The sequence below is a fragment of the Streptomyces sp. NPDC040718 genome (assembly GCF_055593565.1).
Genome location: NZ_JBVIXO010000025.1, coordinates 5,772 through 26,921, shown reverse-complemented (window position 1 = coordinate 26,921; position 21,150 = coordinate 5,772). Strand labels below are relative to the sequence as shown.

Annotated in this window: 15 protein-coding genes and 2 pseudogenes; 9 read left to right on the top strand and 8 right to left on the bottom strand. The window is 73.8% G+C overall.

The genetic code is table 11. The annotated features are described in order from the left end of the window. Positions 1-79: 79 nt before the first annotated feature. Positions 80-1,528 carry an FAD-dependent monooxygenase gene (locus tag ACZ597_RS34275; protein WP_471339064.1) on the top strand — a complete coding sequence of 483 codons (1,449 nt, stop codon included), beginning with the start codon at positions 80-82 and terminating at the stop codon, positions 1,526-1,528. Here the strand turns inward: ACZ597_RS34275 and ACZ597_RS34270 are convergent. Then, the gene (locus ACZ597_RS34270) at positions 1,521-2,441 is read right to left on the bottom strand and encodes a DUF2199 domain-containing protein (RefSeq protein ID WP_471339061.1); all 921 of its coding nucleotides are present in this window, start codon (positions 2,439-2,441) and stop codon (positions 1,521-1,523) included. The genes ACZ597_RS34275 and ACZ597_RS34270 overlap by 8 nt on opposite strands. A 101-nt stretch (positions 2,442-2,542) precedes the next feature. Between ACZ597_RS34270 and ACZ597_RS34265 the strand changes: the two genes are divergently transcribed. The 3 genes and pseudogenes from ACZ597_RS34265 to ACZ597_RS34255 all read left to right on the top strand — a co-directional run bounded on the left by ACZ597_RS34265 (position 2,543) and on the right by ACZ597_RS34255 (position 6,008). Beyond that, entirely contained in the window at positions 2,543-3,982 is a 1,440-nt protein-coding gene (locus ACZ597_RS34265; protein WP_471339059.1) for a hypothetical protein, read from the top strand. Positions 3,983-3,993: 11 nt separating this feature from the next. Then, positions 3,994-4,080, top strand: a pseudogene (locus tag ACZ597_RS34260) (zinc-binding dehydrogenase); the annotation flags it as partial. Between the two features lie 116 nt (positions 4,081-4,196). After that, positions 4,197-6,008, top strand: a complete 1,812-nt coding sequence (locus ACZ597_RS34255; protein WP_471339057.1) for a DUF4153 domain-containing protein — start codon at positions 4,197-4,199, stop codon at positions 6,006-6,008. Positions 6,009-6,165: 157 nt separating this feature from the next. On the opposite strand, the gene ACZ597_RS34250 is transcribed toward ACZ597_RS34255, so the two are convergent. Next, a complete protein-coding gene (locus tag ACZ597_RS34250) occupies positions 6,166-6,900 on the bottom strand; it encodes an LppU/SCO3897 family protein (protein ID WP_471339055.1) in 735 nt (244 codons plus the stop codon). A 209-nt stretch (positions 6,901-7,109) separates the two neighbouring features. On the opposite strand from ACZ597_RS34250, the gene ACZ597_RS34245 reads away from it, so the two are divergent. Further along, positions 7,110-8,975, top strand: a complete 1,866-nt coding sequence (locus tag ACZ597_RS34245) for an AMP-dependent synthetase/ligase (RefSeq protein WP_471339052.1) — start codon at positions 7,110-7,112, stop codon at positions 8,973-8,975. A 136-nt stretch (positions 8,976-9,111) separates the two neighbouring features. After that, complete coding sequence (locus tag ACZ597_RS34240) at positions 9,112-10,668, top strand: alpha/beta hydrolase (RefSeq protein ID WP_471339050.1); 1,557 nt, start codon at positions 9,112-9,114, stop codon at positions 10,666-10,668. 28 nt (positions 10,669-10,696) lie between these two features. Here the strand turns inward: ACZ597_RS34240 and ACZ597_RS34235 are convergent, their stop codons facing one another. Then, complete coding sequence (locus ACZ597_RS34235; RefSeq protein ID WP_471339047.1) at positions 10,697-11,854, bottom strand: lipase family protein; 1,158 nt, start codon at positions 11,852-11,854, stop codon at positions 10,697-10,699. A 193-nt stretch (positions 11,855-12,047) separates the two neighbouring features. Continuing rightward, positions 12,048-13,058, bottom strand: coding sequence for an AraC family transcriptional regulator (locus ACZ597_RS34230; RefSeq protein ID WP_471339045.1), 1,011 nt, complete (start codon positions 13,056-13,058; stop codon positions 12,048-12,050). 118 nt (positions 13,059-13,176) lie between these two features. Here ACZ597_RS34230 and ACZ597_RS34225 point away from each other — a divergent pair, with 118 nt between their 5' ends. Then, positions 13,177-14,907, top strand: coding sequence for an AMP-dependent synthetase/ligase (locus ACZ597_RS34225; protein WP_471339043.1), 1,731 nt, complete (start codon positions 13,177-13,179; stop codon positions 14,905-14,907). Here ACZ597_RS34225 and ACZ597_RS34220 read toward each other — a convergent pair. Then, the gene (locus ACZ597_RS34220; RefSeq protein ID WP_471339041.1) at positions 14,904-16,151 is read right to left on the bottom strand and encodes an aminotransferase-like domain-containing protein; all 1,248 of its coding nucleotides are present in this window, start codon (positions 16,149-16,151) and stop codon (positions 14,904-14,906) included. The genes ACZ597_RS34225 and ACZ597_RS34220 overlap by 4 nt on opposite strands. Positions 16,152-16,279: 128 nt before the next feature. On the opposite strand from ACZ597_RS34220, the gene ACZ597_RS34215 reads away from it, so the two are divergent. Continuing rightward, positions 16,280-17,134 (top strand): hypothetical protein, encoded by an 855-nt coding sequence (locus ACZ597_RS34215; RefSeq protein WP_471285738.1) that lies wholly within the window; start codon positions 16,280-16,282, stop codon positions 17,132-17,134. 107 nt (positions 17,135-17,241) lie between these two features. Here ACZ597_RS34215 and ACZ597_RS34210 read toward each other — a convergent pair whose 3' ends face one another. From ACZ597_RS34210 to ACZ597_RS34200, 3 genes are all read right to left on the bottom strand, one after another. Next, positions 17,242-17,454 (bottom strand): DUF397 domain-containing protein, encoded by a 213-nt coding sequence (locus ACZ597_RS34210; protein WP_125601481.1) that lies wholly within the window; start codon positions 17,452-17,454, stop codon positions 17,242-17,244. 221 nt (positions 17,455-17,675) lie between these two features. Continuing rightward, entirely contained in the window at positions 17,676-18,560 is an 885-nt protein-coding gene (locus ACZ597_RS34205; RefSeq protein WP_471339039.1) for a helix-turn-helix domain-containing protein, read from the bottom strand. Between the two features lie 295 nt (positions 18,561-18,855). Next, a complete protein-coding gene (locus tag ACZ597_RS34200; protein ID WP_471339037.1) occupies positions 18,856-19,605 on the bottom strand; it encodes a GOLPH3/VPS74 family protein in 750 nt (249 codons plus the stop codon). A gap of 185 nt (positions 19,606-19,790) precedes the next feature. On the opposite strand from ACZ597_RS34200, the pseudogene ACZ597_RS34195 reads away from it, so the two are divergent. After that, positions 19,791-21,150, top strand: a pseudogene (locus tag ACZ597_RS34195) (hypothetical protein); the annotation flags it as partial.

The window sequence follows — 21,150 nt, the reverse complement described above, 5'->3', positions numbered from 1 at the left end:
GCGGGGGGACTTGCCGCAAGGCCCCGGTCATGGTCCAGAATCCCCACTCGTAGCCATGACCTGGGGAAACGGGGAAAAGTTGAAGACGATCGACGCGATCGACACCATCGACGTGGTCATCGCCGGCGGCGGGCCGACCGGCCTGATGCTGGCCGCCGAGCTGCGGCTCGCCGGGGTGCGGACGGTCGTGCTCGAACGGCTCACCGAGCCGGCCGGGCAGTCCCGCGGGCGCGGCATGCAGGTGCGCAGCGTTGAGATGCTGGACCAGCGGGGCCTGCTGGAACGGTTCCTCGCGGTCAGCGAGCCGTACCGGGTCAGCGACTTCGGGGGCCTCGTCAAACTGCGCCCGGAGCTGTTGGACACCGCGCACCCGTACGGCCTCGCCACCCCGCAGACCGTCACCGAACGGCTGCTGGCCGAGCGGGCCGTGGAGCTGGGCGCCGAGCTCCGGCGCGGCTGCGAGGTCGTAGGGCTGGACCAGGACGCGGACGGCGTGGACGTCGGACTGTCCGACGGGTCGCGGCTGCGGGCGCGTTACCTCGTCGGCTGCGACGGGGGCCGCAGCACGGTGCGCAAGCTGCTCGGCGTCGGGTTCCCGGGGGAGCCCGCCAAGGTCGAAACGCTGCTGGGCGACATGGAGTTGGCCGAGGACGCGGAGACCGTGGCCGCCGTCACGGCCGAGGTGCGCAAGGTCCACGTCCGGTTCGGCACCATCCCCATGGGCGAGGGCGTGTACCGGGTCATCGTGCCCGCCGACGGGGTGGCGGAGGACCGTACGGCCGAGACGACCCTCGACGAGGTCAAGGAGCGGCTGCGGGCCCACGCGGGCACCGACTTCGGGGCGCACTCGCCGCGCTGGCTGTCCCGGGTCGGCGACGCCACCCGGCAGGCCGAGCGCTACCGGGTCGGCCGGGTGCTGCTGGCCGGCGACGCGGCGCACATCCACCCGCCGACCGGCGGCCAGGGCCTCAGTCTGGGCGTCCAGGACGCGTTCAACCTCGGCTGGAAGCTCGCGGCCGAGGTCAACGGATGGGCCCCGGCCGGGCTCCTCGACACGTACGAGGCCGAACGGCACCCGGTGGGCGCGGGCGTCATCGCCAACACCCGGGCGCAGACCGCGCTGCTGGAGAACACCGCCGGGGCGGTCGCGCTGCGGGAGCTGTTCTCGAAGCTGCTGGACTTCGAGGAGGTCAACCGGTACGTGACCGAACTGACCTCCGCGGTCGGCGTCCGCTACGACCTCGGCGACGGCCACGAGCTGCTCGGCCGCCGGATGCGGGACGTCACGCTGAAGACCGGGCGGCTCTACGAGCTGATGCACGCCGGCCGGGGCCTGCTCCTCGACCGGACCGGCGGGCTGTCGGTGGCGGGCTGGGAGGACCGGGTCGACCACGTCACCGACACCGGCGGGGAGCCGGGCGCGCCGTCGGTGCTGCTGCGCCCGGACGGCTACGTGGCCTGGGCGGGCGAGGACGGGCGCGAGCTCCTCGCCCACCTGCCCAGGTGGTTCGGCGGCGCCGTCAGCTGATCCCGTTCCCGGGCGGGGAGCACTCCAGGGAGCGCCACATCCGCTGGGCCCAGGCCAGGCCGTCGGGGTCCTCGTGGGTGCAGAAGATCCCGGCGCCGCTGCCGGAGGGGTGCAGGGCGAACCCGTAGAACTCGTGGCGCGGCCGGCCGTGGTCCTGCGGGGTCATCCAGAACGCGTACCGCAGCCCGCCGTCGGGCAGTTCCTCGCGCACCCGCTGGGCGGGCCGGGTGTCGGGGGCGCCCGACATCAGGGCGGTGAGGAAGTCCGCCGGGGATCGGCCCGGGACGTCGTCCCGCTTCAGGCTGACGGACGCGGTGCGGTCGGGAGCGGTGTAGCGGTCGTGGCCGTCGGCGAAGCCGGCCGTGAGGCCGGCGGTGCGCACCACCGACCAGTGGTCGCCGAGGTCGGTGCGCACGTCCACCGGGAGCGGGTACGGGAAGCGGCTGAGGACCTCGTCGCGGTCCCAGACCTGCGTCAGCACGCGGGAGGCCACGCGGTGGCGCACGTCGGTGACGACGGGCAGTTCGTCCGGGTCTGCGACGCGGGTGGCGACCTCGGCGCCGAGCAGGTCGTCCCCCCAGGGCTGGATCAGGTTGGCGAACGTGCCGGTGAAGGCGAAGTCCGCGTAGCCGGGCTCCTCCCACAGCTCGTGGGCCCGCCGCAGGGTGGCGTCGTCCACCTGCACCCAGGCGCCGAGGACGAGCTCGGTGTCGTGGCTCAGCCGGACGGGCAGCAGGCAGCGGATGAAGGAGCCGACCCCGTCCACCCGGAGCAGGGCGCGCACGCCGGGCCGGTGGAGGGCCTCCTCGGGCAGGCCGAAAGCGGCCTCGGGCAGGTTGAAGCCGAAGTCGATGCGCCGCTCGTCGTCGAGCGCGTCACCGCAGCAGGGGCAGGTGGGGAGGTGGGTCGTCACCCGGGCACCCTACGGGGGCCGGCTTCCGGTCGGGGAGCGGCCCGGCACGGGGTGGAGTAGCCCCAGGTGCGCGGGCCCGGCGCGGCGCCCAGCCTGGGGGCATGGGTACGCGCAGGGTGGTGGTGCAGGCGCCGGACGCGCGCGGCCTGCGGGCGGTCACCGTCGACGGCGAGCCGGCCGGGAGCGCCTGGTCCCCGGGTGATCTGCGCAGGCAGCTCCGCCGTGCGGGGCTGCCGCCCGGCACGGACCTGTCGGACCGGGCCCGTGTGGCCTGGCGCGGGGCGGACGCCGCCACCTGGCCGGACCGCGCGGGCCGCCGGCGCGCCACCATGGCCGTGCTGGCCGCCGGGCTGCTGGTGTCGGCGCTGCTCCTGGCCCGGGTGGGGATGGTGGACGCGCTGGGGGCGCTGACCTTCTCGGGGCGGCTGGCGGGGATGCTGTTCGTGCTCGCCGGGGCCGTGCAGGCCGTCGCGGCGGCCGCGGTGTTCGACTTCTGGGGGAAGCGGGCGCTGCCGTACTCGGGTGCGCTGGTGCTGGTGGGGGTCCTCGTCACGATGGCGACCGAGGTGCTGCTGCTGGCGGTGTGGTTCGAGGAGCGGGAGTGGACTCCGTACCTGCCGGTGTTCCTCGCGCTGTCGGCGTGGACGTTGTGGGCGCTGTGGACGGTCTGGCGGGAGCGGGCCTGGAAGGGGATCCCGCATCCGAAGAGCTTCACCGCCGGTGTGGTGGCGACCGCGGTGCTGGCGTCGGCGAACTTCGTCTACTCGGCGGTGTACCAGCCGGCCGCGGCGCTCTTCCACTTCAAGGTGGAGGCGAAGTTCGGGACGCCGAGGAAGGATCCGAAGCGCCCCGTCGTCTACCTCCCGGTGAAGCTCCGCGTCACGAACGACGGGGTCGTTCCGGCGTACGTGGTCAACAGCATCTACTGGGTGTGGGGGAGGGAGGCGGCCTTCGACGCGGCGAAGACCGAGCTGGACCGGGACAAGTGGAGGGTGGACATGGAGTCCGCCACGGGCACGGAGATCCACGTGCGGCCCACGGGTTACAGGCTCGTCGACACCGGTCCGGTCGTCGCGGGAGCAGGCGCGTGGATCGCGTCCGGAACGGATTTCTCCTTGGAGCGGGTGATCCAGATCCCCACGGACAAGAAGTACGACGTCGTCATGACCCGTATGTCGATCATCTTCATGAGGGGCGACCGGGGGACGGTCGACAGCAGGTACTACCTTCCGATCTTCTCCTGGAAGGAGAAGCCGGGCCGGTACTTCGACTGCCCCGAGCCGTGCAACGACTACGTCATGCACCACGGGCGGGTGCGCCACAACAACAACATCGTCAACGTGACGCGCAGGCCCCGCTACCTCACGTCGACCCGGTGGGTGAACGGGACGGAGAGCGGGTTCACCTTCCAGATCTCCCCGCTGGATTCCAGGGGCCGGCTGTCGACGGACCTGGAGAACGCCGAAAGGTACGGCGTCACCCAGTACGACACCCCTTTCACGATGCTCCCCTACGCCGAACTCCTGGCGGCCCGTCCCTGAGGTCCGGGGAGGTCTTCCCCCTGGAACGGGCGGCGGAGGCCCATGCCTTGGGCGAAACGGGACGGACCACAGGAAAGATCGTCCTCACGGTCGGCTGAGCGGGGTGCCTGTGGCGCTCGGATTGTCACGGTCCTGCCACAAGGGTGAGTTGAATGTGTTCAAAACCTGGTGGTGCGGGCCTACGCTGGCCGCTCCGCAACAGGGGAGGGACCCGATGTCCGAGAACGCCGACAAGGCCGAAGAGGCGAAAGCGGGCGGGCCCGCCCGGACTCCGCTTACGCCGGCCGCCCAGCCCCCGGCACCGGGTCAGCCCCCGGCGCCCGCCGCCCAGGCCCCGGCGCCCGGCCGGGCCGCGTCGGCGGCCGGGCAGCCTCCGGCTCCGCCGGCCGGCCAGGCCCCGCCGCCTCCCGCGGCGCCGCTTCCGCCGCCCCTCGCGCCCGGGTTGATCGGGCACGACCCGGCCGCCTGGCACGCCTGGCAGATGGAGCAGCTCCGGCTGCGCCAGCAGCAGGCCCGGGACGCGGCCGCCGCGCGGGCCGCGAACTCGATGTGGCGCCGGATCCGCCCCGCCGACGCCGCGCCGATCCACACCGCCACCCTCGTCGCCGCGCTCGCGGCCGGCCTCACCACCGCCGTCGCCCTCGGGGACGGCATGGGCCCCGGCCTGCTGCTCGCGGTGCTGCCCGCCATGGTGGCCGCGTACGCCGCCGCCCGCGCGGCCGGGCGCAAGGCCCGCCCCTGGAGCCTGCTGTGGGCGGTCGGCTGCGTGGCGCTGCTCGCCGTTCCGGCGCTGCGGGACTCCGCCTGGCCGTCCACGCTCGCGGTCCTCGCCGCCGTGCTGCTGGCCGCCCTGGCCCTGCACGGAACCCGCCGCTGGCCCGGCGTACTGCTCGCCCCGCTCGGCTTCTTCGACAGCGCGGTCACCGGCGTCGGCTGGGCCTGGTCGGGCGTACGGTCGCGCGGCGGCGGGGCGGGCCGCGAGCGCTGGCTGTCCGTGGTCAAGGCGACGCTGGTGGCGGCGGCCCTGCTGCTCGTCTTCGGGGCGCTGTTCGCCTCCGCCGACGCGGCCTTCGCGGACCTGATCGGCGGCCTGCTGCCCGACGTCTCGGTGGGGGAGGGGCCGTTCCGGTTCCTGCTCTTCCTGCTCGGCACGGTCCTGGCGCTCGCCGCCGCCCGCACGGCCGCGGCCCCGCACCGCTGGGACCGGGTCAAGTCCCGGCAGTGGAAGGCGCGTTCCCGGGTGGAGTGGAGCCTGCCGCTGATCGTGCTGAACCTGCTCTTTGCCGGGTTCAACGCCGTACAGCTGGCGGTGCTGTTCGGCGGCTACGACAAGGTGCTGGAGAGCACGGGCCTCACGTACGCCGAGTACGCGCGCCAGGGGTTCTGGCAGCTGCTGTGGGCCACCCTCTTCGTCCTCGGCGTCATCGCGCTCGCGCTGCGCTGGGCGCCGCGCGGCGGGGCCGGCGACCGGCGCCTGGTCCGCTCGGTACTGGGGACGCTGTGCCTGCTGACGCTGGTGGTGGTCGCCTCGGCGGTGCGCCGGATGGACCTGTACGTGGACGCGTACGGCCTGACCAGGCTCCGCCTGTCGGTGGTGACCATGGAACTGTGGCTGGGCCTGGTCATCGTGCTGCTGATGGCGGCCGGGATCGCGGGCGGGCGCTGGCTGGCCCGCGCGGTCGTCGGCAGCGCGGCGGCGGCGGTACTGGCCTTCGGGCTGGCTTCGCCGGACGGGATCATCGCGGAGTACAACGTGAACCGCTACCAGCAGGACAACAAGCTGGACCTCGCCTACCTGCGCGACCTCTCCTCGGACGCCGCCCCCTACCTGGACCGCCTGCCCGAACCCCGCCGCTCCTGCGCCCTGATGGGCATCGAAGCCGACCTGCGTACCGCCCGCGACGCCCCCTGGTACGCGACGAGCCTCGGCGAACACCGGGCCCGGCAGATCCTGCGCGAGCGCCCGGTGACGGCGACGGTCCTGGAGTGCGGCCGGCTGGGCGCGTACGGCAGCCGCGTGGAGTAGGGGCTACTTCTCCCGGGCGGGGAGGGCCGGGACGAGGCCCTTCTTCCGGGCCTCTGCGATCCACCGTCCGGCGGTGGCCGACGGCACCAAGGTCACCTGCTCCTACGACCCCAGCGTCAAGCCGTACCGCTGGCAGTGGCGGCCCGCTTCTCCGGCGTTAGGCGCGGGAGTAGGAGCCGATGCCGACCAGGCAGTAGACGTACTCGTTGATGACGCTGCCGTTCATCGTGTAGCGGTACGAGAAGCCGTACTCGGTCTTGGGGTTCTCGTCGCAGCGGCTCATGTCCGAGGTGAAGGGGAAGCGCTGGATGACGCGGTAGTGGGCGTCGGAGGCCGAGCAGGAGACCTCCTTCACCCCGCGGACCGTCTGCGCGGTGGTGGAGTCCGGCAGCTGGCCGTTGAGGCACGTGCCCGTGTCGAAGGGGCTCGGGGCCTCGGTGGTGGGCGTGGGGGCCGGTGCCGGGTCGTAGGTCGGCGGGTCGTAGGTCGGCGGGTTGTACGTGGGAGGGCGGTACGTCGGCGGGGTGTACGGGGTGTACGTCGGCCCGGCCGTCGGGGTCGAGGACGCCGTGGTCGCCGAGTCGTCGTCGGAGTTGGCGACGACGAGGCTGACGACCACCGCGGCCACGACCAGGGCCACCAGGCACCCCAGCGCGCCGCTCTTCCCCGCCGGGGCGGGCGGCTGCGGGGCCGTCGGCGGTACGGGCGGGCCGGACACGCGTATGCGGAGCAGGACTTCGGTCTCACCGACGCGGGCCCGGACGAGGTCGCCGTTGCGGGCCGGGGGTATGCGCAGGCGCTGGGGGCCGGCCGGCAGGGTGACGGGGATGACCACGCCCGTGGCGGCCTGGGCGGGGGTGAGCGTCAACTCGATTTCCTGGGACGGCGACACCGGCTGCTCCTAGGGGTGGGGACGGACCCGACCGGAATTCTGCCCGGTGCGGCCCGGCTGACGCAGGCGTTCCGGCATGCGGGGCCGGCGTGTGTGCGCCGTCGACGGGGTGTGGAGCCGGCGGGGAGATGGTGTACGGGGGGTGGTCCGGGGCGCGGGGGCGTGCGTAGATTACCGGCGGTAACACCGCGACGACCGAGGAGAACGCCGTGGACGCAGCCGCGCCGAAGCCCGTCGAGCCCGTCAAGACGATCGTCGGCGGGGTGGTGCGCGAGGTGTCCGTGCCGCCGCTCGTCGGGCCGGCCGCGAGCGGTTCCCTCGGGGACATACCGTTCCAGAACGCCCGCGAAGCGCCCCGCGAGGCCGTGCTCGCCCGCAAGGAACGCGACGGAACCTGGCGCGACGTCACCGCCGCCGAGTTCGCGCGCGAGGTCCTCGCCGTCGCCAAGGGCCTGATCGCCGAGGGCCTCGCCGAGGGCGACCGGCTCGCCATCATGGCCCGGACCACCTACGAGTGGACCCTGCTCGACTTCGCCGGATGGGCCGCGGGCCTGGTGACCGTACCGATCTACCCGACCTCCTCCGCCGTCCAGGCCCGCTGGATCATCCACGACTCCGGAGCCGTGGCCTGCGCCGTCGAGGACACCGTCCAGGCCCGCCTCATCAGCGCCGAGCGCGCCAACCTCCCCGGACTCGCGCACCTGTGGGAGTTCGACACGGGCGCGCTGGCCCGGCTCGTCAAGGCCGGGGAGCACCTGCCCGACGCGATCGTCCACGCGCGCAGGGCCGCCCGTACGCCCGAATCCGTCGCCACGCTCGTCTACACCTCCGGCACCACCGGCCGGCCCAAGGGCTGCGTGCTCACCCACGGCAACTTCCACGCCGAGGTCGACAACGCCGTGGAGCTGCTGCACCCCGTCTTCCGGTCCGTGAGCAAGGACCCCGCCTCCACGCTGCTCTTCCTGCCGCTCTCGCACGTGTTCGGGCGGATGGTCGCCGTCGGCTGCCTGCGCGCCCGGGTCAAGCTGGGCCACGCGCCGAGCATCCGCACCGAGGAACTGCTCGCCGACCTCGCCGGCTTCCAGCCGACCTTCCTGCTCGCCATCCCCTACGTCCTGGAGAAGGTCTACAACACCGCCCGCGCCACCGCCGAGAGCATGGGCCGGGCCGCCTCCTTCGACCGGGCCGCCCGCATCGCCCGGCAGTACGGCGAGACCGTCGAGGGGAAGACGCCCGGGATGGGGCTGCGGGCCGCCCGCGCCCTGTACGACCCGCTCGTCTACCGCCGCATCCGGGCCGCCCTCGGGGGCCGGGTGCGCTACGTCCTCAGCGGCGGCTCCCCCCTCGGGCGACGCCTCGCCGCCTTCTACACCGGCGCGGGCATCGACGTCTTCGAGGGCTACGGGCTGACGGAGACCACCGCGGCCTCGACCGTCACCCCGCCCCAGCGCCCCAGGCTCGGCACCGTCGGCTGGCCGCTGCCGGGGACGGCGGTGCGCATCGCCGACGACGGGGAGGTGCTGCTGCGCGGCCGGCACGTCTTCGCCGGGTACTGGAACGTGGCCGCCCACCCGCCGGGGCAGTGGCTGGCCACCGGGGACCTCGGCGAGCTGGACGCCGACGGGTACCTGACCATCACCGGCCGCAAGAAGGACGTGATCATCACCTCCGGCGGCAAGAACGTCGCCCCCGCGCCCCTGGAGGACTGGCTGCGCGCCCACCCGCTGGTCGGCCAGTGCCTGGTCATCGGCGACAACCGCCCGTACATCGCGGCCCTCGTCACCCTGGAGCCGGACGGGCTCGCCCACTGGCGGCAGATGCACAAGAAGCAGGGCGTGCCGATCCGCGAGCTGGTCACGGACCCGGAGCTGCTGGCCGAGCTCCAGCGGGCGGTGGACGAGGCGAACAAGCTGGTGTCGCGGGCCGAGTCCATCCGCCGCTTCACCGTCCTGCCGGGGGAGTTCACCGAGGAGCGCGGCCACCTCACCCCCTCGCTCAAGCTCAGGCGCGGCGCGATCGCCCGCGACCACGAGAGCGAGATCAACGAGCTGTACCGGACGCCCCGCACGGCCTGACGGGCGCGCCCCGCACCGCCTGACCGGCGCGCCCCGCCCCACCCGACCCGGGCGGGCGTCCCGAGGGGCGGGGGCGCCGGGGCCCGCTTATGGTGGGCGGGGCCGACCGGTCCGGGGGGCGACCCGAGGAGGGCGCATGCCCCGTCCCCGTCCCCGTACCGTCACCGGCGCCGCCTGCGCGACGGGCGCGGCCTGCGCGGTGGTGCTGGCCGCCTCCCTCACCGCCGCCCCCGCCGCCCCCACGGCCGCGCCGGCCGCCGCCCCCGCCGTCACGGCGCCGACGGCCGGCCCGCGCATACGCTGGGGGGACTGCCCCCTCGAACGCGTGCCCGCGGAGATGCGGTGCGCGGAGGTGACCGTCCCCCTCGACTACGCGGACCCCGCCAAGGGCACCACCCGAATAGCCGTCGCCCGCCTTCCCGCGACCGCCCCCGGCCGCAGGCCCCTCGGCTCCCTGCTGCTGAACTTCGGCGGCCCCGGCGGCCCCGGGATCGCCTCCCTCGCCGCCGACCCCAAGCCCTTCGCGAAGCTCGGCGAGCGCTACGACCTCGTCGCCTTCGACCCCCGCGGCGTCGGCCTCAGCACCCCCGTCTCCTGCGGCGGATCCCAGGAGACCGGCGACGAGGTGCCGGGCGACGCCGCCTCCCAGCTGGCCGCGCTCCGCGCCGTCGCCGAGCGGTGCGCGCTGCACTCCGGGCCCGTGCTCCCGTACATCGGCACCGTCAACGTCTCCCGCGACATGGACCGCATCCGCGAGGCCCTCGGCGACAAGAAGCTCAACTACCTCGGCTTCTCCTACGGCACCCGGCTCGGCGCCGTCTACGCCGCCCAGTTCCCCGGACGGACCGGCCGGATGGTCCTCGACGGGGTCGACACCCTCACCGAACCGCTCACCGAGCAGGCCCTGGTCTCCGCCCGAGGCCAGCAGCGGGCCCTGGAGAACTTCCTCGCCTGGTGCGCCCACCAGCACGACTGCGTCTACGGCACCAACACCCGCACCGCCCGCGAGAAGGTCGAGGCCCTGGTCGAACGGCTCGACGAGCACCCGCTGGTCGGGGACGACGGCTCCCACTTCACCGGGCAGGACGCGGTGGGGGCCGTCGGCGCAGCCCTGTACTCCAGGAGTCTGTGGCCCGACCTCGCCGAGGCCCTCGCCCGCGTGGAGCGCGACCGTGACCCGGTCCCGCTGACGGAACTGGGCGGCCCGGCCGAACCGCCGCCCGCCGACGGCCCCGCCAAGGTCCCCGACGACAACGCCGAGGCCGCCCTCACCGCCGTGAACTGCGCCGACGACCCCGACCGGAGCAACGACAAGGCCAGCCCGGAGGCCGTCGAGCAGGAGATCCGCGACCTGCGGGACGAGTTCCACCGCACCTCGCCGGTCTTCGGGCCGGGCCAGCTGATGACCGTACTGTCCTGCTACGGACGCCCCGCGGGCACCGACTTCATCCGCCGCATCGACCACCCGGGCGCACCCCGGATGCTCCTCGTCGGCACGCGCGGGGACCCGGCGACCCCGTACGAATGGACCGAGGAGACGGCCCGCCGGCTCGGGTCGGCGGTGGTCATCGACCACAAGGGCGACGGGCACACCGGCTACGCCGCGTCCGCCTGCGTACGCGGGTACGTCGACGAGTTCCTGACCGCCGGGAAGCTGCCGGGCGGGACGCGCTCCTGCCCCGCCGGTGAGTGAACCGGCGGGGCAGTCGTGATGCCGCTCCCTAGCAGTCGGGGCGGGTGGCGCGGCCCGCGAAGCGGTCCGCCAGCCAGTTCCCGACCGCGAGGGAGTGCGTGATGACCCCGCTGACGTGCTCGCCGAGCACGATGGTGTCGAACTGGACGTCCGCACCCCGCGCGCACCACTCCGAGCGCAGCTGCCGCCCCACCGCGTACGGGATCAGCTCGTCGCCGAGCGCGTGGTACTGGAGCACCGGCGCGGCCGGCGCGGTCCGGCCCAGCCGGCTCTGGTTAAGCCGGGCCCGCCAGTCGGGCTGCGCGAGCGGGTCGCGGGCGGTCAGGTCGGAGATCCGCTTGAAGGAGCCGGCGATCGCGTCGACCGCCACGCAGTTCTCCTTCATCCCCGCCACCAGCGCCCGGCCCGCCGGGTTGAGGTACGAGTCGAGCTTCAGCTCGGGGAAGGCCGCGTCCTGCCCGGCCGCCGCCATGAAGATCAGCCCGGAGCCGTAGGAGCCGTCGTTGAAGGCGGCCACCTTCAGCAGGTCGGCGGGGACACCGCCCGTCGCGGTGCCCTTCACCTTCAGCTCGGGGGCGTACGAGCCCTGAAGCTCGGCCGCCCAGCTGCTGGCCTGGCCGCCCTGCGAGTAGCCGACGATGCCGACCGGCGTGTCGGCGGACAGCCCGGTCCCGGGCAGCCGGATCGCGGCGCGGGCGGCGTCGAGCATCGCGTGGCCCGCCGAGGGGCCGACCGTGTAGGTGTGGACGCCGGGCGTGCCGAGACCCTCGTAGTCGGTGACGACGACGGCCCAGCCGCGCTGCGTGTACTGCTGGATGAGGTTGGCCTCCATGGCGGTGCCGTTCGGGAGGTTGCCGCTCGGCGCGCAGGAGTCGCCCAGGCCCACGGTCCCGACGGCGTACGTGATCAGCGGGCGCGGGCCGGTGCGGCCGTCCTGCGGGACGATGACGGTGCCCGAGACCACGTTCGGGGCGCCGTCGGCGGTGGTCGAGCGGTAGTGCACCTTCCAGGCCTTGGTGCCGGTGGGCTGGCCGGGCAGCGGGTGGAAGGCGGAAGGGGCGCTGCCGACGACGTCGCCGGGCCGGCCGGCCTCTTCGGCGGCGGCAGCGGTGGGCGGCTGGGCGAAGAGACTCAGGGCGGCCGCGGCCGCGGCGGCGGCCAGGGCGGTGCTGCTGCGCAAACGCATGGGCGGGACTCCCAACGTGCGTAAGTGTGGGGGCAGGTGAGGCGAAGGTAGTGACCGACCGGTCGGCATGTCGCTGACCGGAAAGCTCACCTTTCCTGACCCCGCCTCCCACCCCCGCCCGCCGCGCCGCCGCCCGGCTCCGCAGGCCGTCCTGCCGCCGCCCGGTCCGCCGCGCCACCGGCCGGCGCAGCCGCTACCCGCCCGAGGCGATCCGGTACGCCCCCGGTGTCGTCCCCGTCCAGCGGCGGAACGCGCGGTGGAAGGCGGTGTCCTCCGAGAACCCCAGCCGGGCGGCGAGTTCCGCGATCGGCTCCCCGCCCTCGGCCAGCCCCGCGATCGCCGCGTCCCGCCGCACGTCGTCCTTGAGCTGCTGGAAGGAGGTCCCCTCCTGCCTCAGCCGGCGCCGCAGCGTCGCCGGGGACACCGCCAGCCGCGCCGCCACCTCCCCGAGCTCGGGCAGCCGCGGTGAGCCGCGCAGCCGCCGCGTCAGGGTCCGGCGTACCTGCTCGGCGACCGTGGTCCCGTACTCGGGGCGCGACAGCAGGTCGAAGGGGGCCCGGCGCAGCATCGCGTCGAGCGCGGCCTCGTCCCGCACCAGCGGCGCGGTCAGCCAGCGCGCGTCGAAGACGGCCTCCGTCCGCCCGGCCCCGAAGCGCACCGGACAACCGAAGAGGGTGTCGTACTCGTCCCGGTGCGGCGGCGGGGGATAGGCGAAGGCGGCGTGGACCAGCGGGATCCGCCGTCCGACGAGCCAGCTGCAGAGCCGGTGCCAGATCGCGAGCACGCACTCGGTCAGGAACCGCTCCTCGTCCCCGTCGAAGTCGTTGCGCACGCTGAACCGGGCCTGCCCGCCCGCGGTTTCCAGTGCCAGCTCCGGCCCGCCCGCGAACAGCCCGTAGAACGCCGCCGCCCGCTCCACGGCCGCGCCCAGGTCCCGGCAGCCCAGGCAGGCGTGGCACATCATCGCGAAGGTGCCCGGCCGGCTCGGCACGGCGGACAGCCCGAGGAACTCGTCCTGGGTGGTCCGGTACAGGGCCCGGAAGAGCCGTGCGAACTGCGCGGGCGTGATCCGCGCCCGGTCGTCGCCGAGCAGCAGCGGCGGGATCTGCGCCTCCTGGAGCAGCGGCACCAGGTCGAAGCCGGCGCGCCGCGCCCCCGCGAGCACGGCCCGGACGTGGTGCACGGTGATCGTCCGCCTCCCCATGGCTTCGAAGGTAGCCCCAATGAGCGCTGCGGTCAGCGGGGGTGACGCTTCCGGTCATGCCGGGCGGGGTCCGGGCGTGTCCACCATCGGGGGGTCACCTATCCCGGGAGGGCAAGCGATGGGCGGTCGTCCGAGCACGCTGGCGGTGTTCACCCAGTGGACCGAGGAGAGGTACGGGGACGCCACGGCGCTCCGCTTCCGCACACCGGAGCGCGACGGCTGGGAGACCCGTACGTACGCCGAACTCGGCGCCGCCGTACGCGGGACCGGGCGCCTGCTGCTCGGGCTGGGCGTCGGGGCCGGGGAGCGGGTGGCGGTGCTCGCGGAGACCCGGCCCGAGTGGACGTACACCCACTTCGGGATCCTGGCGGCGGGCGCGGTCCTGGTGCCCGTGTACCCGACGGCGGGGGAGGAGGAGCTCGCCTGGGTGCTCTCCGACTCCGAGGCGGTGGTGGCCGTCTGCGAGGACGCGGCCCAGGCGGCCCGGGTGGAGGCGCTGCGGCCCAAACTGCCCGCGCTGCGGGCGGTCGTGCGCATGGACGAGCCCGGCGCCCCGCCGGAGCCCTCGGACGCCGAACTGGCCGCGCGGGCCGCCGCCGTGACCCCCGCGGCGGACGCCGCGATCGTCTACACCTCCGGCACCACCGGCCTGCCCAAGGGCTGCCGGCTCACCCACGGCAACCTCGGGGCCGTCCAGGACGCCACCCTCCCCCTCGTCCAGGGCGGGCCCGGCGACTCCACGTACCTCTACCTGCCGCTGGCGCACCTGCTGGCGCAGCTGATCCAGTTCACCACCCTGCTGGAGGGCGGGGAGCTGTGCTACTTCGGGGGCCGGATCGAGGAAGTGGTGGCCGAACTGGCCGGGGCCCGGCCGACCCACCTCCCTTCGGTACCCCGGCTGTTCGAGAAGGTCCACGCGGTGGTGCTGGGGCTGGCGGAGGGGCGCGACGGCGGCCGGGAGCGCTTCGAGGAGGCCGTCCGGCTGGGCGTGCTCGCCGCCGACGGGGCCCTCCCGCAGGAGCTGCGCCCGGCGTGGGAGGCCGCGGAGGAGTCCCTCTACGCCCTGGTCCGGGCCGCGTTCGGTGGCCGGCTCAAGTGGGCCCTGACCGGCGGCGCCCCGATCGCCCCCGCCACCCTCGACTTCCTGCGCGCCTGCGGGATCCGGGTGTTCGAGGGCTACGGGATGACCGAGTCGGCCGGGGTGATCAGCCTCAACCACCCCGACGCCGTCCGGTACGGCACGGTGGGCCGGCCGGTAGCGGGCTGCGAGGTGCGGATCGCCCCGGACGGGGAGGTGCTCGCCCGGGGCCCGATGGTCTTCCCGGGCTACCACGCGAACCCCGGCGCGACGGCCGGCGTCCTGGACGCGGACGGCTGGCTGCACACCGGGGACCTGGGCGAACTGGACGCCGACGGCTTCCTGTCCATCACCGGCCGCAAGAAGGAGCTGATCATCACCTCGGCCGGCAAGAACATCACCCCGACCGAGGTGGAGTTCGCCGTCCGGGCCGCCTCCCGGTTCGTCTCGCGCGCGGTCCTGATCGGCGATCGGCGCCCCCACCCGGTGGCCCTGATCACCCTGGACGCCGAGGAGGTCGCCGCCTGGGCCGCCCGCGAATCCCTCGACCTCGGCCCGGCCCCGGCCGCGCACCCGGCGGTACGGGAACTGGTGGCCGCGGCCGTCGCCGAGGCCAACGCCGCCGTCTCCCGCCCGGCCCGCATCCGGGCCTTCCGCGTCCTGGACGAGGAGCTGTCGGTCGGCGCCGGCACCCTCACCCCGACGCTGAAGGTGCGCCGCGCGGAGGTGGCCCGGCGCTACGCGGCCGAGATCGAGGAGCTGTACGCCTAGGCGGACACCCCCTGGGAAAGGCCGCGGCGGAGCCGGTGCAGGCCCTCGGTGATCTCCTCCGGGGTGTGCGTGGTGAAGGACAGCCGCAGGGTGCGCGGGTCCGGGGCGACCGTGAAGAAGGGGGCCCCGGGCACGTACGCCACGTCGTGCTCGACGGCGGACCTCAGCAGGGCCACCGCGTCGTACCCCTCGGGCAGGCGGGCCCACACGAACATGCCGCCCTCGGGGCGGTTCCACTCCGAGCCGGCCGGGAGCGCCGAGCCGAGTCCCGCGAGGAGGGCGTCACGGCGGGCGCGGTAGGCGTCCCGGACCCGCTCGACGTGGGCGTCGAGGTCCTGGGCGCCGAGGTAGTGGGCGGCGGCCAGCTGGTCCACCGTCGAGGTGTGCACGTCCGCCGCCTGCTTGGCGACGACCGCCGCGCGGTGCAGGGCGGCGGGGGCGCGCAGCCAGCCCAGGCGCAGCCCCGGGGCCATCACCTTCGAGAAGCTGCCGAGCAGTGCGGTGCGGTCCTCGGCGCCCGGGTGGGCGGCGATCCAGGGCTCGTGGGCGCCCTCGTAGCGGAGTTCGCCGTACGGGTCGTCCTCCAGCAGCCACAGCCCGAGCCGGGCCGCGATCCGGGCCACCTCGGCCCGGCGGTCCCCCGGCAGGGTGCGACCGGTCGGGTTCTGGAAGGTGGGGATCGTGTAGAGCAGTTTCGGCCGCTCGCGTGCGGTGATCTCGGCGAGGGCGTCGGGGAGCAGGCCCTGCTCGTCGCAGGGCACCGGTATGACCCGGGCCCCGGCCAGGGCGAAGCACTGGAGGGCCGCCAGGTAGGTGGGGTTCTCGACGAGCACCGTGTCGCCGGGCTCCAGGAGGGCGGCGGCGACGAGGGCGAGCCCCTGCTGGGAGCCGGTGGTGACCAGCACGTCCTGCGCCGAGGTGGCAAGGCCCCGTGCGGCGGCCCGGGCGGCGACGGCCGAGCGCAGTTCGGGGGCGCCCTCGGTGGTGGAGTACTGCAGGGCCCGGGCGGCTCCGGCGCCGGTCAGGACCGCGTCGTACGCCGCGCGCAGGCCCTCGGTGTCGAAGAGCTCGGGCGCGGGCAGGCCTCCGGCGAAGGAGATCACCCCGGGGCGTTCGGTGACCGCGAGGATCTCCCGTACGGCCGAGCCGCCCACGGCGGCCGCGCGTGCGGCGAAGGCCGGCGGGGCGGCGGAGGCCGGAACGGTACGGAGCGGGGCGGCGACGGACGCGGTGCTCGGGGGCATGGGGCGGCTCCTTCGGTGGCGGGTGGCCGCAGCCTAACCGGGAAAGGTGCAGCGGGCACCTACCTTTCCGAGGGCCGAACGCCGTGCGACCCCTCCACAACTGACGTGCCATCAGATACACCGGTGGCATGACGAGAGACGAGCGGGAACGAGAAGACACCCGGGCCGGCGACTACGCGGAGCTCGCGGCCGTCGGCCCGTACGGGGTCCGTCCCGGCCACGCCCTGATCACCATGGTGGAGCCGCACCCGGGCCACGAGTACGCGTACAACCGCTGGTACGAGGACGACCACTACTACGCCGGCGCCATGGCCATGCCCTGGATGTACGCCGGCCGCCGCTGGGTGGCCACCCGCGAGCTCCAGGAGCTGCGCTACCCCGAGAAGTCGGCGGTCGCCCAGCCCGTCACCGCCGGCTGCTACATCTCGACGTACTGGGTCACCGAGGGCCGCTACGACGAGCACATGAAGTGGACCGTCGGCATCAACAAGCGGCTGAACCGTGACGGGCGGGTCTACCAGGACCGCACGCACGTCTTCACGGCCTTCCAGGACCACGAGGCCACGGTCTACCGCGACGGGGCCGCCGGCCCCCGGGACTTCCACGCCCTCGACCACCCGTACGCGGGGCTGGTCCTCCAGGTCGTCGACGCCGACGGGCCCGGCCGGCGGGCGGAACTGCTGGAGTGGCTGCGCTCCCGGGCGCTGCCGCGCCGGCTGCACGGCTCACCCGCGGCGATGGTGACGGTCTTCCGGCCGACCCCGCTGCCCGGCGACCGGATGACCTACGTCAAGCAGGTCGAAGGGGTCGACACCCGGCTCACGCTGCTGTGGTTCCTGGAGGCCGACCCGCGCACCTGCTGGGACCGCTTCCAGGGGCTGGACGCGGAGGTCGCGGAGTCGGGGCTGGGGCGGGTGGAGCTGGTGGCGCCGTTCGTCCCGACGGTGCCGGGCACCGACCGGTACGTGGACCAGCTGCGCTGACGGCCGCCGCGGGCGTCGGCGGACATGGCCGAGCCCCCTCGGCCAGGACGGCGGGCCGGTCGAGAGGGCTCCGTACGGGGTGCTGCTGTGTGGGGGGTTCGGACGGTTCAGGCGAGGCGTCCCAGTCCGCCCTCGACCACTCCGGTGACGAAGGAGGTCCAGGAACCCGGCGCGAAGGTGAGGGACGGGCCGTCCTGCACCTTCGAGTCGCGGACGGCGATGGCCTGCGTGACGGGAGACTTGACCTCGACGCAGGCCCCGTTTCCGCCGGAGTAGGAGGACTTGGTCCAGTTTTCCGTGCCGCCCTGACGAATAGCCATGTTCTTCTCCGGTTCAGCGAGTAGTTCCGGTTGCGTGCCGGCCGGGGATATCCCCGGCCGACGTGATCGACGCTACCGGCAGCTCCCGATGGCCGAAGGAGGCATTCACTCGACCGGGTGGCATATTCCATTCAGGCCTTCTGTGGCCGGGGACCGACGGTGTACCGTGCTGGCCCCCTCGCCACTTCCGTCCGCTTCCTGCTGCTCTGCAGAGTTCGCGGTCAGTTCGCCTTGCCCGCGTGCTGTTCGATGATCTCGGAGATGAACTGCCGGGTCTGGTCCACGTTGAGGGCCTGGGCGCGCAGGTGCTCGTACATCACGCTGTATTTCTGGACGTCGTTGGCCTTCTCCAGGTACAGGTCGCTCGTGACGCCCTCGATGTAGACGACCGTCGAGTCCGACGCGTCCGGGAATTCCAGAATTGCGTACTGCCCGTTCATTCCCGGATGGGCGCCCATCGTGAAGGGCATCACCTGCACGGTGATGTACGGCTGCTGCGACTGCTCTATCAAGAACTCCAGCTGCCGGATCATCAACTGCGGATCGCCGACGTGCCGGCGCAGCGCCGCCTCGTCGATGACCGCCCACAGCCGCAGCGGACCCACGTCCGGGTTGTTGTTCTCCGTCTCGGACAACCGTTTCTGGCGGTGCATGCGCACTTGGACGCGCTTCTCCACATCGCCGGGCGCCGTCTCGGGCAGCGCGCCGCGGATCAGCGCCTGGGCGTACTCGGGGGTCTGGAGCAGGCCGGGCACCATCTGCGGCTCGTAGGTGCGCAGGCTGGCCGCGTCCGTCTCCAGGCCGATGTAGACGCTGTAGGGGATCTCCCCGAAGGCGTGCCACCAGCCCTGCTGGCGGGAGTCCTTGGCCATCTGCATGAGGGAGTCCACGAGCCGGGGGTCCTCGACCTCGTACACCTCGCACAGGTCTCGGACGTCGCGCTGGCTGATGGACCGGCGGCCGTTCTCCAGACGGCTGATCTTGGACTGGGAGACGAGGAGGCGCTCGGCGACCTGCTCGGCCGTCATGCCCTTGTCCTCGCGGAGCTTGCGCAACTCCATGCCCAGTCGGCGGCGTCGGACGGTGGGATTGACATTGGACGCCACGTGAACGGCACCTCCGCCTTCTTCTGTCGCTGTCTCGCTGAGTGTCTGGTGTTCAGCAGACTGCCACCGAAGGGTGCGACGGCGCTGGGGAACGCGGGAAAGCGGCACGCGGGGTGGCGAAGCCGTCTCGTCGGCTTCGCCACCCCGCGCGCGAGCGGCTCCGGGGCCGGGTCTTGGGGGACCTCCGGCCGCGGTGTCGTTGGATCTGTGGATCTGTGGATCTGTGCCCCGCTGGCGGATCAAGGGGTGTCGCGGGTCGTGCGGGTGCTGCGGGTGCTGCGGGTCGTGCCGTCGCTCAGTGCGCGGCCGCGCGGGCCATCGCACCCGTCCGGCGCGGCTGCAGCGGAACACCGCCGGTCGCCGTGGCCCGGACCGCCGGCTGGGGCTGCGGCTGTGCGGCGCGGTCGCGGCGCGGCTGTGCGGCCACGCCGTTCTGGACGTCCATCACGGCGTGCGCGACGAGACCGCCCATCGGGTCGTGCCGGATCAGGTCCCGCAGCCGGGACCTGGACGACCGCCCCTCGTTGCCGGGGTACAGGTGCTTGCCGAGTCCGACCGCGTGGGCCAGCGCGGCGAGCGCCGCGGTCCGCGGGTCCGGCGGTACGCCGGTGCGGATCGCACTGTCGAGCCGGGCACGGATCTCCCGGCTGATCGCCGTGTCGGTCGCCTGGTAGCGAGTCGTCGGCAGCACCCCGCACATCTGTCCCGCGACGGCGTGGACCATGCCGCAGCGCTCCAGGTGCGCGAGGTAAATCTGGCGGAGCCCCAGCCGGGGTCCGCCGATCCAGTGGACGGCCCGTACCGGGCTGCCGCGCCTGCGCAGCAGTTCCAGTGCGGAGTCCAGAGTCGGATCTCCTGTCGGCCGTGGCATCACCACGGCTATACGATCCCCGTCAGGGGCTATCCGTCCTGCCAGAGCCAGCTCCACTAGCTGTGCCCCGGCCAGGCCGAGGTCGAGCGACTGCGGCTGCGCCGTGGTACCCGTGGCCGGGTCCAAAGCGAGCAGCAGAAGCTCCTCCGGAATTGTTCTGCGGCTCCTGCCCATCCATGCCTCCCCGCGTGGATGAGTGACAGGGTGACGCCTCTCACATTCATCTGTCGAGAGCGCCTGGACGCTTTGTATGGGAACCAGTAGCTATGTCGTTCTCGTCTAGCGGTTGGGCGATGCCCCCTAGACGGGACACTGTTAGACGGTTCGGACAGTGACCGGACAGCGATCGAGGAGGAACGGTGGCGGGCGAGTCCCCCGACAAGTCGGTAGATGAAGGAGCGTCCGGGGAGCAGGACCCGAGGCTGTCGGTCTTCCAGCCGCGAGACCCGCTGAAGGAGGCCGTGGCGGCGTGGGTCGCGACGACCGAGCCGGACGAGCAGGCGGAGGACGCGGACTCGGATGCGGACGCGGACTCGGACTCGGACGCGGACTCGGACGCCGAGCCGGAGGCCGCTGCCCCGTCGAGGCCGTCCCCCGGTCGGGTGGACCCGAAGACCCCGGTGGCGGGTGTGGTCCGTCAGTCCCCGCCCCGCGAGCCGGCTCCCGAGGGTACGGAGACGCCGGACCGCGCTGCGGAGGCGGAGAAGCCGCGTTCCGCTTCGCCGGACGCCGACGTGCCTGCGGCGGACCCGGCCGAGGACGCGGAGAAGGCCGAAGCCCCCGAGAAGCCGGCCGCGAAGCCGTCCGGGGACGTACGCACCACCGCGTTCGGTGTCGTGACGTCCGACCCCGCTCCGGAGCCGGACAAGCCGGCCCGGGACCCGCGTACCGCGCCCGCCGACAGCGAGCGCACCGCCGTCTTCCGTACCGCGAAGCCGGGTTCCGCTTCGGCGGACGCCGACCCGCGTGCGGGTGTGGAGAAGGCCGACGCCTCCGTGAAGCCGGCCGGGGACGCACGCACCACCGCGTTCGGTTCCGTGAAGCCCGACGCCGATGCCGACGCCAAGGCCGACAAGCAGCCGGCCACGCCCCCCGCTGCCGCCGACAGTGAGCGCACTGCCGTCTTCCGTACGGTGAAGCCGGGTTCCGCTCCGCAGGACTCGGACAAGCCGTCGCGGGACGCGGAGAAGCCCGCCGACGAGCCCGTCAAGGACCCGCGCAAGGCTGCCGCCGACAGTGAGCGGACCGCCGTCTTCCGTACGGTGAAGCCGGGTTCCGCTTCCGCGCCCGAAAAGCCGTCTGCGGACGAGGAGGAGCCGTCCGCGCCGGAGGCCGGGAAGCCCGCCGCCGACAGCGAGCGGACCGCCGTCTTCCGTGCCGTGAAGCCGGGTTCCGCTTCGGCTGGCGCCGGGAAGCCCGCCGAGAAGCCGTCTGCCGATGTGCGTACCACCGCGTTCGGTGTCGTGAAGCCGGACTCCGGTTCGGACGCCAAGGGCGACAAGGACGCCGAGGCCGACAAGAAGCCGGCCGCCACGCCCCCGGCGGACTCCGACAGCGAGCGGACCGCCGTCTTCCGTGCCGTGAAGCCGGGTTCCGCTTCGGCTGGCGCCGGGAAGCCCGCCGCGAAGCCGTCTGCCGATGTGCGTACCACCGCGTTCGGTGTCGTGAAGCCGGACTCCGGTTCGGACGCCAAGGGCGACAAGGACGCCGAGGCCGACA

Excerpts from the sequence above, each read along its gene's own strand:
- ACZ597_RS34265 (WP_471339059.1), top strand. The coding sequence starts at position 2,543 with ATGGGTACGCGCAGGGTGGTGGTGCAGGCGCCGGACGCGCGCGGCCTG.
- ACZ597_RS34255 (WP_471339057.1), top strand. The coding sequence starts at position 4,197 with ATGTCCGAGAACGCCGACAAGGCCGAAGAGGCGAAAGCGGGCGGGCCC.
- ACZ597_RS34240 (WP_471339050.1), top strand. The coding sequence starts at position 9,112 with ATGCCCCGTCCCCGTCCCCGTACCGTCACCGGCGCCGCCTGCGCGACG.
- ACZ597_RS34235 (WP_471339047.1), bottom strand. The coding sequence starts at position 11,854 with ATGCGTTTGCGCAGCAGCACCGCCCTGGCCGCCGCCGCGGCCGCGGCC.
- ACZ597_RS34230 (WP_471339045.1), bottom strand. The coding sequence starts at position 13,058 with ATGGGGAGGCGGACGATCACCGTGCACCACGTCCGGGCCGTGCTCGCG.
- ACZ597_RS34225 (WP_471339043.1), top strand. The coding sequence starts at position 13,177 with ATGGGCGGTCGTCCGAGCACGCTGGCGGTGTTCACCCAGTGGACCGAG.
- ACZ597_RS34220 (WP_471339041.1), bottom strand. The coding sequence starts at position 16,151 with ATGCCCCCGAGCACCGCGTCCGTCGCCGCCCCGCTCCGTACCGTTCCG.
- ACZ597_RS34215 (WP_471285738.1), top strand. The coding sequence starts at position 16,280 with ATGACGAGAGACGAGCGGGAACGAGAAGACACCCGGGCCGGCGACTAC.
- ACZ597_RS34210 (WP_125601481.1), bottom strand. The coding sequence starts at position 17,454 with ATGGCTATTCGTCAGGGCGGCACGGAAAACTGGACCAAGTCCTCCTAC.
- ACZ597_RS34200 (WP_471339037.1), bottom strand. The coding sequence starts at position 19,605 with ATGGGCAGGAGCCGCAGAACAATTCCGGAGGAGCTTCTGCTGCTCGCT.